This window comes from Pseudomonas sp. P7779, assembly GCF_013386315.1.
GTDB lineage: Bacteria > Pseudomonadota > Gammaproteobacteria > Pseudomonadales > Pseudomonadaceae > Aquipseudomonas.
Genome location: NZ_JACARZ010000050.1, coordinates 1 through 16,662, shown reverse-complemented (window position 1 = coordinate 16,662; position 16,662 = coordinate 1). Strand labels below are relative to the sequence as shown.

Sequence of the window (16,662 nt, the reverse complement as noted above, 5' to 3'; positions counted from 1 at the left end):
TCTAGCGTGTGAAGGCCTACAGATGAAAAAAATACTTGCGATCCATTCCAGCCCCCGCGGCGAACGTTCCCACTCCCGGCGCCTTGCCGAGGTGTTCCTGGCCGCCTGGCACACCGCCAATCCCGACGCGCAACTGACCCGCCGCGAAGTGGGCCGGGCGTCTATCCCCCACGTCAGCGAAGCGTTCATTGCCGCCAGCTTCCACCCGGAGCCGCAGGCGATGCCGTTGTCCATGCACGCCGATTTGCAACTGAGCAATGAGCTGGTAGCCGAGCTCGTCGAGCACGAACTGCTGGTGATTTCCGTACCGATGTACAACTTCGGGATTCCCAGCGGCCTCAAGGCCTGGATCGACCAGATCGTGCGCATGGGCCATACCGTGGATATCACCCAGGACAGCCAGGGTATCGCCCAGTACCAGCCGTTATTGTTGGGCAAAAAGGCCTTGATCATCACCAGTCGCGGCGGCAGCGGCTTTGGCCCGGGCGGGGAAAACGAGGCGATGAACCACGCCGATCCGCACCTGCGGACCGCGTTGGGGTTCATCGGCATTGAAGACGTCACGGTGATCGCCGCAGAAGGCGAAGAGTCCGACCCGAGCGTTTTCCGCCGTTCCTGCGATGCAGTCGAGGGGCAACTGCGCGACCTGGCCGGGAGCTTCTGAAGTGTCGTGGCTTTTCCTGCTGATCGCCGCCGGCTTTGAGGTGACCTTCGCCATGGGCATGAAGTACGCCGATGGTTTCACCCGGCTGTGGCCGTCGCTGGTCACCGTCATCGCGGCCGTGGGCGGGATCTACTTCCTGACCCTGGCCATGCGTGAGTTGCCGGTGAGCGTGGCCTACCCGATCTGGACCGCCATTGGCTCACTGGGCACGGTGTTTCTCGGGTTCGCATTGCTGGGGGAGAGCCTGACGCTGATCAAGCTGGTGTCGGTGGGCTTGATCGTCGCCGGAGTGGTGGGGCTCAAGTAGCTTCCTGCGCGCTGACATTGCTGCGAACCGGCGTCGTCCAGCGCTCCGACAAAATCACCCCGCCCAGGGTCAGCAAGCCGCCCACCAGGTGATACATCGCCAGCTGCTCTTTCAACACCACTGCGGCAATCAACGCGGTGATCAGCGGCAGCAGGTTGAAAAACAGCGTGGTGCGGCTTGGGCCGAGGGTCTTCACCGAATGCATCCAGGCCAGCGGCGCGAGCATCGAGGCCAGCAGGCAGGCGTACAGCACCAGCGGGATATTCGACCAGCCAAGGCCGGCCTTGTCGGAGAGCAGGAACAGCGGAAACAACACCACCACCGCCACCAGCACCTGCAGGTACAGCAACACCAGTGGCGGCAAGCGCAGCTGCCATTTTTTCAGCAGGGTGCTGTAGACCGCGTAGGCGAGGGTGGCCACCAGCATCATCGCGTCACCCATATTCAGCCCGTGTTGCAGCAGGGCGCTGAGGCTACCGGCGGAAACCACCACTACCACGCCGGCAAACGACAGCACGGCACCGGTCAGGGCGCCGAAGGTCAGGCGCTGGCCAAGGCTGATGATTGCGGCGGTAAGAGCCATCAGTGGCATCAGCGAGAGGATAATGCCCATGTTGGTGGCTGAGGTCAGGTTCGCGGCGTAATACGCCAGGCTCTGGTACACCGCCATGCCCAACACGCCGAGGATGAAGACCTTGCCCAGGTTGGGACGAATCAGCGGCCAGTTGGCGATGACGGGTTTGAGCATGAACGGGGTAAACAGCAGGCCGGCCAGCAGCCAGCGGTAAAAACCGATCTCGGCAGGGAAAATCGTCCCCACCGCGAGTTTGTTGACCACGGTATTGCCGGCCCAGATAAAAATGGCCAGTAACGGATAAGCGTATTGCATCGAAAAGAACCAGTTGCGTCTATGAGCGGTGATTATCCTTTGTCTGGATCGAAGCCTATACTTCGATCCAGCCATCCGACCTTTGTATCCAGACAACATGCTCAAGAAGTACATCAACCTTCCCGATTTTGACCAGTTGCCGGCCCCGGTGTATTTCCGTTATTCGGAATTTGAGGCTGACACCCATGCCAGTGCGCACCAGCATGCCTGGGGTTCCCTGGACTACTCGGCCCGTGGCGTGATGCGCTTTGAAGTGGCTGGCAGTCGCTTTATGTCGCCGCCGCAATATGCGGTATGGATCCCACCCAACACCCAGCACAGTTCCTACAACGCCCAGGCGATCGTCTACCGCTCGGTATATCTGGCGCCCGCCTTGTGCGAGCAATTGCCGGCGCAGCCGTGCACCCTGACCATCAGCGATATCCTCAAGGCGATCCTCAGTGATTTCGCCGAGCGTGACGTCAACATTCCCGAGAACGAAGCCGACGTGCGCCTGGCCCAGGTGCTGGTAGACCAGCTCAGGCAGGCGCCGGTGCACGATTGTTTCCTGCCGTATGCCAGCCATCCCGGGTTGCTCAGTGTGCTGGAGGGCATGCAGGCCGACCCTGGCGATAACCGCGCGCTGGCCCAGTGGGCGCAGCAGGTGCATGTCAGTGAGCGCACCCTGGCGCGGCAATTTGTGCGTGAGCTGGGGATGAGCTTCGGCGAATGGCGCCAACGCCTGCGGTTCCTGGCGTCGATCGAGGCGCTGGACAGCGCGCGCAGTGTCCAGGAAGTTGCGTTTGACCTGGGCTACAGCACAGCCTCGGCGTTTATCGCGATGTTCCAGCGCCAGGCCGGCTGCACGCCGGAGCAGTATCGCCGGACCCATATACGCGGCAGGAAGGTGTAACAGGGTTTGACTACACTGCTGGGGAGGCCGTGCCCCTCGGCACGGTAACAGGGAGAAAACTCCATGAAGATGCTGCGTATTCCGCTGTTGATGATGGGCCTGCTGCTGTGTTCCCAAGGCTTTGCCGCGACTGCCGCACAGACGGCTCAGCAACAAAAAATGACTACTTGCAACGCCGAAGCCAAGACCAGTGGCAAGACCGGTGATGATCGCAAGGCGTTCATGAGCAACTGCCTCAAGGCGGCCCCGGCGGCCAACGACGCCAAGACCCTGACCCCCCAGCAACAGAAGATGAAAGATTGCAACGCCACCGCGAAAACCCAGGCGCTGACCGGCGATGCGCGTAAAACCTTTATGAGCACCTGCCTGAAGAAATAATGATGCAGAACTCTGTGGGCGCTGGCTTGCCTAAGATTGCGACCTGACAGTCGATGCCTTTGTTGGCTGACCCACCGCCATCGCAGGCAAGCCAGCTCCCACATTGGACCGCGTTTAGACTTCTCGCTTGATTCGCCCAACGCTGGCAGACTGCCCATCCTTTAACGCCGTTCGTTTTGAGGCTGTATGCCAACGTTTTCTCAGCGTCACGTGTTGTTGTTGGTCAGTTGCGTGCTGATTTTTGGCGGGCTGCTGCTGGTTTTGCCATTGAAGTTGCTGCCGAGCCTGCTGGCCGGGCTGCTGGTGTATGAGCTGGTCAACATGCTCACCCCGCAGTTGCAGCGGTTGATCGAAGGCCGGCGTGCGCGCTGGTTGGCGGTAGCCTTGCTGGGAACCTTGATCGTCAGCATCCTGACCCTGATCTTCGCCGGGGCCATCAGTTTCCTGCTGCACGAAGCGGAAAACCCCGGGGCCTCCCTCGATAAGTTCATGGGCGTGGTCGACCGTGCCCGCGGCCAGTTGCCGCCGTTCCTCGACGCCTACCTGCCGGCCAGCGCCGCCGAGTTCCGCGTGGCCATCGGCGAATGGCTGAGCAAACACCTCAGCGAACTGCAACTGGTGGGCAAAGACGCCGCGCACATGTTCGTGACCTTGTTGATCGGCATGGTGCTGGGGGCGATCATCGCCCTGCAACGGGTGCCGGACCTGACCAAGCGCAAACCCCTGGCGGCCGCGCTGTTTGATCGCCTGCACCTGCTGGTCCAGGCCTTTCGCAACATCGTTTTCGCGCAGATCAAGATCGCCGCGCTGAACACCGCGTTCACCGCGATCTTCCTCGCGGTGGTGCTGCCGTTGTGCGGGATCCACCTGCCGCTGACCAAGACCCTGATCGTGCTGACGTTCCTGCTGGGCCTGCTGCCGGTGATCGGCAACCTGATGTCCAACACCCTGATCACCATCGTGGCCTTGTCGCTGTCGATCTGGGTGGCGGTGGCGGCGTTGGGCTACCTGATCGTGATCCACAAGGTCGAGTACTTCCTCAACGCGCGGATCGTCGGCGGGCAGATCAGTGCCAAGTCGTGGGAATTGTTGCTGGCGATGCTGGTGTTCGAAGCCGCGTTCGGCCTGCCGGGGGTGGTGGCGGGGCCGATTTATTATGCGTACTTGAAGAGTGAGTTGAAGCTGGCGGGGATGGTTTAGGCATTGATGTTGCCTGGACTGGCCCCTTCGCGAGCAAGCCCGCTCCCACATTTGACCGAGTTCCAACTTTGGAATGCAGCCGAATGTGGGAGCGGGCTTGCTCGCGAAGGGCGCGCCACGGTTTCAGCTAAAACTCAGTAGCCGTAGCGCTTGCTGGCCTCAATCGCCAGACCACTGCCAATACTGCCAAAGATGTTCCCTTCCACATGCTGCGCATTCGGCAGCATCGCCGAGATGCTGTGGCGCAGCGCCGGAATCCCGCTGGAACCCCCGGTAAAGAACACCGTGTCCACCTGGGCCACGTCCACCGAGGCGTCGTTGAGCAGTTGCGTCACCGCATTGCGCACCCGCTCCAGCAAGCCATCGATGGCCGACTCGAACAACGCCCGGCTCAATTCCACGCTCAACCCCGGCTCGACCCGGTCCAGCAGCACATGGCGGCTGTCCTGCCGGGTCAGCTGGATCTTGGTTTCTTCCACTTCCATCGCCAGCCAGTGCCCGGCGCGCTGCTCGATCAGGTTGAACAGGCGGTCGATGCCACCCGTGTCCTCGATGTCGTAGCGCATGCTGCCCAGCGCCAGCTTGGATTTCTGCGAGTACACCGAGTTGATGGTGTGCCAGGTCGCCAGGTTCATGTGGTGGCTGGTGGGCATATAAGCGCCGCTCTTCATGCGGCTGCCGTAGCCGAACAGCGGCATCATGCCGGCCAGCGAGAGCTGCTTGTCGAAGTCGGTACCGCCGATGTGCACACCGCCGGTGGCGAGGATGTCGTCGTGGCGGTTGTCGATCTGGCGGCGCTCGGGCGACAGGCGCACCAGGGAGAAGTCGGAGGTACCCCCGCCGATGTCGACAATCAGCACCAGCTCTTCTTTCTCGATGGTGGACTCGTAGTCGAAGGCCGCGGCAATCGGTTCGTACTGGAACGAGATGTCCTTGAAGCCGATCTTGCGGGCCACGTCCACCAGGGTGTTCTCGGCTTCCTGGTCGGCCATCGGGTCGTCGTCGACGAAAAATACCGGACGGCCCAGCACCACTTCGTCGAACTCACGCCCGGCGGTGGTCTCGGCGCGGCTCTTGAGTTGGCCGATAAACAGCGCCAGCAGGTCGGTGAACGGCATGGCCGTGCCCAATACACTGGTGTCGTGCTTGATCAGCTTGGAACCCAGCAGGCTCTTGAGCGAGCGCATCAGCCGGCCTTCGTAGTTTTCCAGGTACTCGTGCAGGGCCAGGCGACCGTACACCGGGCGGCGCTCTTCGAAGTTGAAGAACACCACCGACGGCAGCGTGATCTTGTCGTCCTCCAGCGCGATAAGCGTTTCCATGCCGGGACGAATCCAGCCGACGGTGGAGTTGGACGTGCCGAAGTCGATACCGCAGGCACGGGCTGGGGATGGGTTTTTCATGTCAATCGGGTTCCGGTTGAAAAACGGCCGCGCAGTGTATGCCACCCGCGTGCAGATGCGTAGGCCGACTATCCGCTAAATACAACGCACTTGTTACCTTGAAAGCCCGGCCTTTGCCCCCAAATCCTCCCCATACGGTTGGTGGCTGCAGGATTCTGCCCGCAGCGCCGATAAACTTCTGACGCACCCTTCGGTCACAAGATTGAGATCGGTCAATCCAGACGCCGCAAACAGGCGCATGCTGTGACGCTGGCAGTGCGATATCGATAATGGATGGTGATGCCCCCGATGGACTTCAAAGACTATTACAAGATTCTCGGTGTAGAACCCACCGCTGACGACAAGGCGATCAAGGCCGCCTATCGCAAGCTGGCGCGCAAATATCACCCGGACGTGAGCAAGGAAAAGGACGCTGAAGCCAAGTTCAAGGACGCGTCCGAAGCCTATGAAGCGCTGAAAAGTGCCGACAAGCGCGCCGAATACGACGATCTGCGCAAATACGGCCAGCATGGCCAGCCGTTCCAGGGCCCGCCAGGCTGGCAGAGCCGTGGTGGCTATGGCGGCGGTGGCCAGGACACCGGCGACTTCTCGGACTTCTTCAGCTCGATCTTCGGTTCGCGCGGCAATGGTTTTGGTGGTGCCCAGGGCCGCAGTGCCGGGCGTCGAGGGCAAGATGTGGAAATGGAACTGCCGGTCTTCCTCGAAGAGACCCTGTCCAACGAGTCCAAGCAGGTCAACTTCCAGGTGCCGCAATACAACGCGGCCGGCCAGCACGTCAGCAACACCACCAAGAGCCTGAACGTGAAGATCCCGGCCGGTGTGGCCGACGGCGAGCGCATCCGCCTCAAGGGCCAGGGCGCGCCTGGGATTGGCGGTGGTGCCAATGGTGATCTGTACTTGATCATCAAGTTCGCGCCACACCCTAAATTCGATGTGGAAGGTGAGAACCTGATCATCACCCTGCCACTGGCCCCGTGGGAGCTGGCGTTGGGCACGGAAGTGGCGGTGCCGACCCTCACCGGCAAGATCAACCTCAAGGTGCCGGCCGGCAGCCAGAACGGCCAGCGCATGCGCGCCAAGGGCCATGGCTTGTTGAACAAGGCCGGGCAGCGCGGTTATCTGTTTGTGCAACTCAAGGCGGTGATGCCGAAAAACACCGACGACGAGGTCAAGGCGTTGTGGCAGGAACTGGCACAAAAAGCCGCCTTCGATCCAAGAGAATCATGGAGTAGCTAACGATGAGCAGTCCCCGTTTGGTTCAAGTGAACATGGCAGAATTCTGTGAGGCCACCGACCTGTCGGTGGCCTACGTGATCGAAATCGTCGAGCACGGCATCGTTGAACCGGTGGGGACCAGTCCCGAGTCCTGGCGCTTCACCGATTACGAACTGGCCCTGGCCAAGCGCGCCTCGGCGCTGCAAAAGGACCTGGAGCTGGAATGGGAAGGCGTCGCCCTGGCGCTCGACCTGCTGGAGGAAGTCCAGCAACTGCGGGCCGAGAACCAGATGCTCAAGCAGCGGCTGGGGCGGTTGGTGCAAACGCCCTGAATCCATCAGGTGATGCTGCAGCGCGCCTTGCACGGCACCCAGTCGCGCAGGGTCAGCGAGCGAATCAGTTGCGCCTCGTCCACGGCCAGTTGCAGTTGCACATTTTCAGCCTGGGTTGCGTATGCCTCATCACTTAGGGCGCCCGCATCGTGTTCCTCGGATAACGCATTCAAGCGCACGTCATGGGGCTCCCTCAGGACTCTGAACTCATCGTCATAATGGTTGCGAATAAAGGCCTGCCAGAATTCGCGGCCCAGCAGCGACTGTACGAGCTTCTTGGAGTTGTCCAGTTTTTCTATTGTGATGGCGGCATTATTCAGGATCTGCGGCGCTACCTGTCCCGTTGCGAGGTAGCGGGCATCGTTGGGCTGACCGGGCAGGCCGAGGCGGCGGGCCAGGCCCATGCGATAGGCCAGGCGAATTTCAATATCTTCCAGTTTTTCCAGGGCGGCGACTTTTTGTTCAGGGGTCATGGTCGACGTGCGAATCATGCCTTCTCGAACCCGAATGTCTGCGCTGGCTAATTTTTCCACCTCGTCCAGGCGAAAAAGACCTTTGGCCAACGTGTAGAGTGCCGGTCCCGCCTCGCCATCGGCGGCATAGCGCGTGGCTTGCCACGTCAGCACCTTGGTCTCCATGTCACTGAACACCAGGGCCGACCGATCGCCGCAGCGCGGGTCACCCGCCAGGTTGAACAGCTCTTCACGCAAGCCATCGTCCCGGGCCGCATCGAGCAATTGCCACAGGCGCGATTGCAGGTCGGTATAGCGGCTGCGGTACTCCGCCGATTCTTTGAGGTTGTCGAGGATGTCGAGGAAGATCTGCGAACCGGGTTTCTCGGCAATCGACTCCCACAGGCTGCGTCGTACGTCGATTTCCTCGGGTGACAGACCATCCATCCAGTGCTGGTATGCCGGCTCCGGTGTGTCGTCCACGATCTGTTCTTGAGGCGCGTGAACCTCGACTGTAGCGGGCTGTGGCGCCCGATAACGCATCGCGCCGGGCTGCCGGCCCGCTGCTGCCTCGCGGTGGAGCAAGGTTGCATTGCTCCAATACTCGACCAACTGCCTGCGGGCTTCGGTGCTCAGCGGGTTGCCGTCGATAAAGGTGACGTTGTTGACGTAGATGAATGCCTCGGCCTCCTCGGGCAGCGGGTTGACCAGGGACTCGGGCAACTGCGTGATGCGGTTCTGCGCCAGGTTAACGATGTCCAACGCCTGATGTGGCCCCAAGCCCTGCGGCCACTCGGTGATCCCGGTGTTTTTCAAATTCACCCTACGCAGGTTCGGCAGGGTTGCGAAGTTGGGGGTACGCGCCAGGGGGTTGCGGCTCAGATTGATGATCTTGAGTGAGGTGAGCCCCTCCAGCAGATCCACGTCGGCCTCGCTCAGGGAAAGTTGGTTGCTCCTGAGGTCCAGGCGGGTAAGCCCAGTCATCCGGGCAACGCTGGGCGGGATTGAACGCAACTCTCCGTACGACAGGTCGAGCCAACGGGTGTGACTGAAGTGGCCGAGAAACTCATCCAGGCCGTATACGGATTGCATGTCCTGAAGCTTGATTGACCCAACGTGGCTGAAATCTGCTTCCAGCGCAGGCAAGTCGCCGACTCTCAAGCCGAGTGCTTCAAGGGTGTAGCCGGCGGGAGAACCATCTTGGGCCAGCACTTTGGGAGTCATGCGCCGCCAGCACGCCTTGAGGTCTCGAGCGAATTGCTGGCGATGGTTGGCATCCCCTGCACGCAGGTTTTCGCTGTCGGCAGCCACCAGGAACCGTTGTGTGGCCCAGGCGTTCAGTTGGGTGCTCAAGGTTTGCCACTCGCCTTCCAGTCGCGTCAGTTCAGCCGGCGCCCCGTCGCCTGCGTGCAATACGAATTGCTCGTTTTCCTCCTCGCTGTAGCCGGGAAACAGGTCCCTTATCCGCCGCATTTCGTCGGTGTGGCTCAAGGGTACTTCGAAGGCGCCAGGCTGGCCGCCGTTGCGCCAGCCCGGGCGAGTTTGTGCCAGGCGAGCGATGTACGCCCGCATCTGCTGATTGGCTTGCGGGGTGAATGGGTTGTCACGCAGGCGGGTCATGCGGTTGAGACGGATGCTGGCTTCCACGTTTTCGGGGGCTGGGTTGAGCAGGCTGTCGGGCACCGCGCTCAGGTGATTGCCGGACAGGTCGACTTCTCTCAGCTCCGGCAGTTCCAGCAGGCCTGTGGGCCACTGATTGATCCGGGTGTCACGCAGCTCCAGCTTGCGCAGTCGTAGCAGCGGGCTGAAATCCGGCAGGGTGCCCAAGGGGTTGTCGTTCAGGCACAGTTCTTCCAGGCGGCTCAGGCCGGCCAGTTGGCCGGCGCTGATTTCGCTCAGGCGGATGGCATTTTTCGACAGGTCCAGGTGCGTCAGCGCCTTTATGGCCGTGATTGCTTCGGGCAGTTCGGTCAGCGTATGGCGTCCGATACCGCCGACTTGTTTGAGGGTCAAACGTTTCAGATTGGGGAAGTTGCCAAGGAACTGCCCGGGGCCGTCGCTGAAGCTCACGTAGTCGAGAACCAACTCCTCGACATGGCCAAAATCGGCGCTGAGTTTGGGCAGGTTCACCTGGGCGCTGATTTCCAGTCGGCGCCCGGTGTAGGCCCCGGCACGGTCCACGGTCTGTCGGCGCCAGCAATCTCTCAACGCATCGGCCACTGACTGCTCCCGGCGTCCCGGGTTTACCTCAAATGGACGCCGGCTCGTATCTTCTCGGGCACTGCGATTCACCCAGTCCTTGAGTGCGCGTTTGAGGGCGGCGTATTGGTCTTCCCGGCGCGTCAACTCAGTGCGCGCATCGCTCCCGAGGGTCTCGATGAAGGCTGTGGCCTGCTCGTCGCTGAACCCCGGATACAGCTTGCGCACCCGCGTATGGGTGCTGCGCAATTGAGTAAGTTTGTGCAGCGGGGAGCCGCCCCGCAGGCGCAGGTCTCCTGCCAAGGGTTTGCGCAGCAGCGGGTATTCCAGCAGCACCGAGCGCAGCTCGTCCCGGGCCAATGGCGTTTGCCGCACCCGTTGCTTCAAGGTGCCGGCGTCCCGTGCGGCTTCGCCAAGTGCTCGACGCTGGCCCTGTTCAAGACGTGCCAGAACGGCGCCATACAGGTCGGTGGCGCCGAACGCTCCGTCTTCACCCATCGCCAGCACCAACGGCAGTGCGTCGGCCTCTGGGCCGACGGCGTCGATCAGGGGGCCCTGTTCGCTGCCCAAGCGGATTTCCACTCGCAGGCTCGGGTCCCAACCCGGCAAGCTGGGCAGGGTATGCAGGGCCAAGCGCAGGCTGTCCTGGCTCTGCAGGGTGTCGAGGAACAAGCCTTCATAGGCCCGCGCAATGCGCACTTGCTGCTGGCTTTCGCGCGCCAGGGCGGTGAGCCTTGGTGACAACTGCTGATGGCCACTCAGCGCAGTTAAATCCGCGTCCGTGGCGGTTTCCAGCAACTGCCTGGCAACCTCCGCCGGCAGGCCGGAAAACCTGTCAATGAGCTGCTGTACCGGGGGCGAGCGGGTCAGGTTATGGGCGCGATAATCCGCGTCGAACAGCGAGGTCCGACTGTCCCGGGCGGCCTGGGCAACTTCCCGGCGCCACAGCATCGTCTGTTCGTCCAGCACCCGGGGAGTCGGGTCGAGGACCGCCGGATAGGTCAAGCCTCGGTGCGCCACCACGCGCTCGGTGATCGCCGGGTCGGCCAGCGCATAATCCAGCGGGTCGTCACTGCCCATCTTCTCGATAAACGTCTCGATCCGCTGATGGATGCCAAAGCGCGCCAGGCTGTCGCTCAACAGGGCGGGCGGCGGTTGCAGGTCCACATGCAGTTGGCGCAGTTGATCGGCGCGAGTGCCACTGGCCAGGCGTGCCTGTTCCAGTTGTGCGTCGCTCAAGCCCCGGGTGCGACAACCCAGGCGGCGCATCAGCGCCGGGCCGTCCCAGGTCAGTGGTTCTTCGCCTTCATGCAGCCAGGCACCTGCGCCGTTATGCGCCACCTGCGGGGCATAAGCGTCGGAGCGTGTGGGGTGTTGTATGCGATAGGTGTCGCCGTCGGGCTCGGGTTTGACGGCATACAGTTGATCGTCGAGGGGCAGCAGCGGCTGCTGGTCGTGGCTGTGCAAGCCCAGGTCATCAAACGTGGCGTCCTTGGGCAATACGACGGGGCTGCGATAAGGCGTAAGGTCCGGCTTCCATAGCCGTAGCTCGCCACCTGGCAAACGAACCGGCTTGAGCCCTTGTACCAACGCGGGTGTAGGCGGTGCAGCGAGCTTTTGCAGGCCTTTCCCCGCGCCGGCCAGCAGCGCCATGGCGGCCAGGTTTTGGGCGACGTCGAACCAGTGCGCCTTGGCCGTATCACGGTCGCCTTCGCCCCAGTCGATCACACCTTCGAAGGTTTCGTAGAGCAATTGGCCCGCCATGGCGGCCAGCATGATTTCGCCGAGCACCGGGACGAACGCCAGTCCCAGGCCGAGCACGGTAGCGCCGGCCTCCAGCCAACGGGCGATTTTTTGCCCGCGCACCCGAGCGTCGACATCGGCGGTGGGCACTGCCTGGTCGCGCGCATCGCCGAGGGCCTTGTCGCGGCCATGCTCAAACAGGTTGGCCCACAGGTCGACGTTGTCAGCCCACAGGCCCTGTCTTGAGACCACCATCAGGTACAGGTCGGGAGCGCCCGTCTTCACCACCCTGCAGCCGGCTTTCGGGGGCGGAAGCGACTGGGGCATGACCGTCGTAGTCAATACCGGGAAGGCCAGTTGCAGCATTGTCTGGGTCATCGGCGAACGCGCTACTGCGTCGACGGCGGCGGTGGAGTCCGCAGCGGGCTCGGTAAACCGGTTGAAGAACGCCGGCTTGTCATGCTCATTGAGAAACTGGCTGAAAAAATGCTGGTAGCTCGTGGGCGTCGGGCGGTTGTTATTGCCGGATTCGCTTGGCGCTTTGTCGCGCGCCACCCACTGGCGGTTCAGTTCGGTTTTCAGCGCATCAAGGCTGTTGTAGCGCTTGAGCGGGTGCTCCGGATCGTGGGGCAGGTAGACGATGAAGTCGGTGGCATAGCGATATTTTTCCACCGGTGTAAACACCACGCTCCCCATGAGCGCGCGGTCCATCACGCTCAGGCAACTGAACCACACCGGCTTGCCGCCCAGCGTCGGGTTGCGTTCGCCGTCGACCACCTTGAGCACCATGGTGAAGTCATCCGGGAGAATGTCCTGCTTGAGCAGCGCCAGGTACGCCGCAGCCCTGAGGGCATCCTTCTGGCTGGTGATCACGGCGTCGCGCAACCGGGTGGCGGCCGTCTCGTCGGTGGGCAGTAATGTTTCCTTGAGGTGCGCCTGGTAGCGGGCACCCACGTCCAGCGTACGGCACAGCCTGATAAAGGCGGGTACGGTCAGCGCCGGGCTGATCCTGGGAGAGGCGCCTTCCCGGTCCGGGTATTGGGTGAACCCGGAGGCAGGATCGAATGCGCCGTCTTCACCTTCACTGGCTTCAAAGTTATGCAGGGCAGCCTGCACCAGCGACACCTCCAGTACTTTGTATTCGCCGGCCTTGATCCCCAGGGTGCCGAGCCTCAGCGGCTCATACAAACGAAGAGAGGTACCTTCGACATCCACGGTGAGGTTGAATTGTTCTTTCAGCGCGCCGTTGAGCAGGCCTATGGCGAAGGGCTTGAGTGCCTGGACGTTGGCCAGGTGTTTATCCACCGCGTGTTGGGATTTGAAACTGGTTTCATTGAACGCCTTCAAGGTTCTTCGCTGCAGCGGCGACAAGCTGTCCATCCACTGCGCCTGTTCGAGCCTGGCCTGTTTCAACGCTTCTATGCGGTGGGCCGGCGCCTGTACCAGCCAGTCCGGAATGGCCTGGCGAATGAACGCACTGTTGTCGTCGGAAGATGAGAGGGGAGTAACGGAGGGGGCATCCTGCATGGGGGCATTCCTTTGGGTAAGCAAAGGAAAAAGGCTACTGAAAACCGCTGTGGATTAATAAGTCGAAAAGCCGCTGGATAGCACGCAATAGTTAACGCATCGGCCCCGGATTACCTATGGATCGACGACTTAATTACCCCATGGAAATCCCCCCGTGTGCATCAAGCCTGCCAGCGCTTTTTGAGTGTTCGTCCAGGGGGGGCAATCCGTTCAAATAGCTACCGCCGAGTGCCGGGGGCGACTGATTAAGGTCATTGCCTTAATTTCCCTATCGGTACTCGTTTATGCCAGCACCTCAAGCCTCCACCTCGCTCCTGCCGGGCGGCGAAGGGCGTCACTATGCACAGATCAAAGCCGCCATCCCCGAAAGCCTGGTCAGCGCATCTCCTGCCTTGCGTGCAGCCATCACGCAGGCCAAGCCAGAGATCCCCGCCTGGTATGCGGCCACCACCCCGGCACAGAAGGCTGCGCTGCAAAACCTGTTGGAGGCGAGCATCAAGTCTCACACTGCACTGGAGCAAGCGACCGGCAAGGTGCAAGAGGTCAACGCCTTCGCCCGGCCATTGCTTGAAGCCACGTTGAAGGCCGCCGGGTTTGAGCTGGACGTCAACCAGGTGCATCTGCGCCTCTATGTACCGGTCGAAGGACTAGCGACAGGCTACCGGACCAAGACTTTGTCCCTGTTGCAAGCGGCCTTGAACAATTTTGAAGCGCGCGAGACCCGCGCCGGGTTCTTCGACAGTGCTTCAGGCTTTATCACCGCTCCCGGCGCGGATGGCCGTTTCGAGCGCCATACCACGACCCTGACGATCGAGACCTTCGCCCGGTTATGCCGCGACCTGGACCTGGGCAGGCTGTACCAGGAACACCTCACCACCTACCTGCTGCCCGTGCAAACCGTGTCCAGGAACCTGCTGCGTGAACGCTTTATCACCCGGCAAAAGGACGCCTTCAGAGCCGCCGCCTACGTGGCGTTGCTCAAAGGTGATATTCGCAGCGACGACTACGCGCTACTGCAGCGCATCGCCAATGGCGAGCGACGCATCAAGCACGAAGGCAAGCAGGTCTGGCACCGCTGGCCCAGTATCATGGAACTGCAAATGCACGGCTGCCTCATGATCGACCCGAGCGTGGAGCATGGGTATGGCACCTGGCTTATCGTCTACATCCCCGACCACCCCGAGCACCCCATCAAGCGCTACAAAACCTTTGCCGACTATGCAGAGGAAACGACCCGTGAGCTGACCGCTTACAGACCCGAGGACTATTGGGACAGCAGGGGTGTTCAGGTCACGGCCCACCAACAGTTTTTCTCACGGTTCATCGGGAAAAAATACCTGGCTTACTACTACGGGCGGTTCACCGAGAAACGCGTCGATGAACCGCAAAGGCGCGTGGCCCTGGGCCCTGATCCAGCGTGGCGACAGTACTACGCAAGAAAATCCCTTACCGAACTCCAGGCGATCAACGCCGTCATAAAGTCCCCGCGACATATCAGCCGCACGCCGCAGGACCAGCCAAACCTGAACCTCAACGCCCACCCGATCAAGGGGCTGTGGATCGACGTCGACCCTTGGGACGAGCTGTACGCCGACATGCGCAAGCGCGCACTCGACGATGGGTTGAGCATGGCGATACCCACCGCTCACACCGACGCGGCTGGCCACGACCGGCGGATGGCGCATCTGATGAACATCGGCCTGTTCACCTTGAACCTGGTGTCGATGTTCATTCCGCCCTTGGGTGCACTGATGGCGGTGGTCACGGCCGGGCAACTGCTGTACGAAGTGCTGGAGGGCGTGGTTGAACTCGGCCAGGGTGACCGCGAGGCCGGCTGGGCGCATATCGCTGACGTGCTGGAAAATCTCGCGCAACTGGCGGTGGGCGGCGCTGCGTTGCATATCAGCCTGTCGCCGTTTATCGAAGGACTCAAGGCGATCAGGCTGCCGTCGGGCAAGGCCCGCTTGTGGAAGCCGGACCTTGCGCCCTATGCGCAGGACATCCGACTGCCGGCAGGCTCGGTTCCCGACCAGGCGGGACTACATACCGTCAATGGGCGCCAGGTCGTGTCGGTGGACGGCAATCGCTACGCCGTGACCGCGCAAGACGAACCGGGCGTGTACCGGGTCCAGCACCCCAGCAGGCCCGAGGCGTATGAGCCTCAGATCGTCAACAACGGTTCTGGCGCCTGGACCCATGAGGCCGATGAGCCCCTGACGTGGCAAGGTGCTCCGCTGATGCGGCGACTGAGCCATGTAATGGAAGGCCTGAGCGATACGCAGTTGGAGCAAGTGCGCAAGATCAGCGACACCGATGAAAGCGTGCTGCGCCGGCTGTACGTGGAAAGCGAGCCGACGCCGGCCATCACACTCGATACGGCGGTGCGCATGCGGGCTTACGGGCGTGCCGAAAGCTTGAGTGGGCAGATCCTTGCGGGGTCGATGTCGATGGACCTGGGTAGCTACGCCGCGTCGTTGATGGTGGAAATGACCGGCTGGCCGCCCGGCAGGACCATCGAAGTATTTGACGGCCAGGGCACCAGCAGGACGGCTGCCCTGTATGGCCAACCTCATGCGCCCGGGACGGAACTGATCAGCATCAGCCGCATAGACCTGTTCGGTGGCAAGCTGCCGGCGTTGATCGTCGAGAGTTTGCCCGAGGAGCAGCTTAAAAACCTGCTCGGCCAGCATATGCCCTACGGGGCCGCGCTGCGTAGCCAGGCGTTGCAGGAACGGCTGGGAATCTATGCCAAACAGTCCCTGCGGCGGGTGTTCGACAGCCTTTACCTCGGGCGGTCATCGCCTGGCAGCGCCGAACTGCAACTGTTCGCGCGCGACTTCAAAAGCCTGCCACCGGTCATGGTCGAGGAACTGCTGGAAGGTGCCAGCCCCTCGCAGCGGGCGAGCCTGGTCAACAATCGCAAGATTCCCCTGGAGCTGGCGCAGCAAGCGCGCCGGCAACTTGGGCATCTGCGTCTGGCCCGGGCGTACGAAGGGCTTTATCTGGACGAGTTGGCCAATGTCGACACCGAAGCGCTGGCGCTCAACACGCTGGAGCGCCTTCCTGGCTGGCGAAACGACTTGCGCATTGAGGTTCGCGAAGGCTCCCTGGCCGGAAGCCTGCGTGCCGGCTATGGCCCACCCGAGTCCGCGCACCGCAAGGTATTGGTGCACAGGGGCGATGGACGCTACGAGGCGTTTGACGCACGAGGGCAAAGCCTGCATGTCGTCGACAATCTGTACGGCGCCTTGCAACATGCCCTGCCAGACACCCACCGCCAGTCTCTGGGATTGCCAGGCATTGGGCAGGGGCCGGAGTTAAGAGGCAAAATCCAGGAACATGCCCTGTCGCGCGGTGCCTTGCGCAAGGTGCTGCAGATGCAACCCGCCCAACCGTTCTTCAAACCGCTATCGCAGTTGTCGGGCGGCAGGCGTGGGTACCCCTTGAGCGGGCGCGGCGGG

11 protein-coding genes are annotated in these 16,662 nt (G+C 61.9%); 8 read left to right on the top strand and 3 right to left on the bottom strand.

Going from position 1 to position 16,662, the window contains the following annotated elements; translation table 11 throughout:
* Positions 1 to 22 precede the first annotated feature (22 nt).
* Complete coding sequence (locus HX869_RS15820; protein ID WP_177022488.1) at positions 23 to 664, top strand: FMN-dependent NADH-azoreductase; 642 nt, start codon at positions 23 to 25, stop codon at positions 662 to 664.
* 1 nt (position 665) lies between these two features.
* Positions 666 to 971 (top strand): multidrug efflux SMR transporter, encoded by a 306-nt coding sequence (locus HX869_RS15815; protein ID WP_102367994.1) that lies wholly within the window; start codon positions 666 to 668, stop codon positions 969 to 971.
* On the opposite strand, the gene HX869_RS15810 is transcribed toward HX869_RS15815, so the two are convergent.
* Positions 964 to 1,860: a DMT family transporter gene (locus HX869_RS15810; RefSeq protein WP_134325654.1), complete on the bottom strand. Its 897-nt coding sequence runs from the start codon at positions 1,858 to 1,860 to the stop codon at positions 964 to 966. The two genes, HX869_RS15815 and HX869_RS15810, sit on opposite strands and share 8 nt — an antisense overlap.
* A gap of 97 nt (positions 1,861 to 1,957) precedes the next feature.
* Between HX869_RS15810 and HX869_RS15805 the strand changes: the two genes are divergently transcribed.
* The 3 genes from HX869_RS15805 (at position 1,958) to HX869_RS15795 (ending at position 4,330) form a co-directional block, all read left to right on the top strand.
* The gene (locus HX869_RS15805) at positions 1,958 to 2,752 is read left to right on the top strand and encodes a helix-turn-helix transcriptional regulator (protein WP_003217407.1); all 795 of its coding nucleotides are present in this window, start codon (positions 1,958 to 1,960) and stop codon (positions 2,750 to 2,752) included.
* A 63-nt stretch (positions 2,753 to 2,815) separates the two neighbouring features.
* The gene (locus HX869_RS15800; RefSeq protein WP_003217404.1) at positions 2,816 to 3,130 is read left to right on the top strand and encodes a PsiF family protein; all 315 of its coding nucleotides are present in this window, start codon (positions 2,816 to 2,818) and stop codon (positions 3,128 to 3,130) included.
* A gap of 186 nt (positions 3,131 to 3,316) precedes the next feature.
* Positions 3,317 to 4,330 carry an AI-2E family transporter gene (locus tag HX869_RS15795; RefSeq protein ID WP_003217402.1) on the top strand — a complete coding sequence of 338 codons (1,014 nt, stop codon included), beginning with the start codon at positions 3,317 to 3,319 and terminating at the stop codon, positions 4,328 to 4,330.
* Between the two features lie 134 nt (positions 4,331 to 4,464).
* Here HX869_RS15795 and HX869_RS15790 read toward each other — a convergent pair whose 3' ends face one another.
* Positions 4,465 to 5,733, bottom strand: a complete 1,269-nt coding sequence (locus HX869_RS15790) for an Hsp70 family protein (RefSeq protein ID WP_003217400.1) — start codon at positions 5,731 to 5,733, stop codon at positions 4,465 to 4,467.
* A gap of 288 nt (positions 5,734 to 6,021) precedes the next feature.
* Between HX869_RS15790 and HX869_RS15785 the strand changes: the two genes are divergently transcribed.
* A complete protein-coding gene (locus HX869_RS15785; RefSeq protein WP_008439071.1) occupies positions 6,022 to 6,969 on the top strand; it encodes a DnaJ C-terminal domain-containing protein in 948 nt (315 codons plus the stop codon).
* A 2-nt stretch (positions 6,970 to 6,971) separates the two neighbouring features.
* Complete coding sequence (locus HX869_RS15780) at positions 6,972 to 7,280, top strand: chaperone modulator CbpM (protein ID WP_003217397.1); 309 nt, start codon at positions 6,972 to 6,974, stop codon at positions 7,278 to 7,280.
* A 5-nt stretch (positions 7,281 to 7,285) separates the two neighbouring features.
* Here the strand turns inward: HX869_RS15780 and HX869_RS15775 are convergent, their stop codons facing one another.
* A complete protein-coding gene (locus HX869_RS15775; RefSeq protein ID WP_178903310.1) occupies positions 7,286 to 13,201 on the bottom strand; it encodes an NEL-type E3 ubiquitin ligase domain-containing protein in 5,916 nt (1,971 codons plus the stop codon).
* 284 nt (positions 13,202 to 13,485) lie between these two features.
* Between HX869_RS15775 and HX869_RS15770 the strand changes: the two genes are divergently transcribed.
* Positions 13,486 to 16,662: dermonecrotic toxin domain-containing protein (locus HX869_RS15770; RefSeq protein ID WP_372865388.1), on the top strand; the 3,177-nt coding region annotated here is incomplete at its 3' end.

What these genes read in the sequence shown, in the direction of transcription:
- HX869_RS15785 (WP_008439071.1), top strand. Translation starts at nt 6,022, where the DNA reads ATGGACTTCAAAGACTATTACAAGATTCTCGGTGTAGAACCCACCGCT.
- HX869_RS15790 (WP_003217400.1), bottom strand. Translation starts at nt 5,733, where the DNA reads ATGAAAAACCCATCCCCAGCCCGTGCCTGCGGTATCGACTTCGGCACG.
- HX869_RS15775 (WP_178903310.1), bottom strand. Translation starts at nt 13,201, where the DNA reads ATGCAGGATGCCCCCTCCGTTACTCCCCTCTCATCTTCCGACGACAAC.
- HX869_RS15795 (WP_003217402.1), top strand. Translation starts at nt 3,317, where the DNA reads ATGCCAACGTTTTCTCAGCGTCACGTGTTGTTGTTGGTCAGTTGCGTG.
- HX869_RS15800 (WP_003217404.1), top strand. Translation starts at nt 2,816, where the DNA reads ATGAAGATGCTGCGTATTCCGCTGTTGATGATGGGCCTGCTGCTGTGT.
- HX869_RS15780 (WP_003217397.1), top strand. Translation starts at nt 6,972, where the DNA reads ATGAGCAGTCCCCGTTTGGTTCAAGTGAACATGGCAGAATTCTGTGAG.
- HX869_RS15810 (WP_134325654.1), bottom strand. Translation starts at nt 1,860, where the DNA reads ATGCAATACGCTTATCCGTTACTGGCCATTTTTATCTGGGCCGGCAAT.
- HX869_RS15805 (WP_003217407.1), top strand. Translation starts at nt 1,958, where the DNA reads ATGCTCAAGAAGTACATCAACCTTCCCGATTTTGACCAGTTGCCGGCC.
- HX869_RS15820 (WP_177022488.1), top strand. Translation starts at nt 23, where the DNA reads ATGAAAAAAATACTTGCGATCCATTCCAGCCCCCGCGGCGAACGTTCC.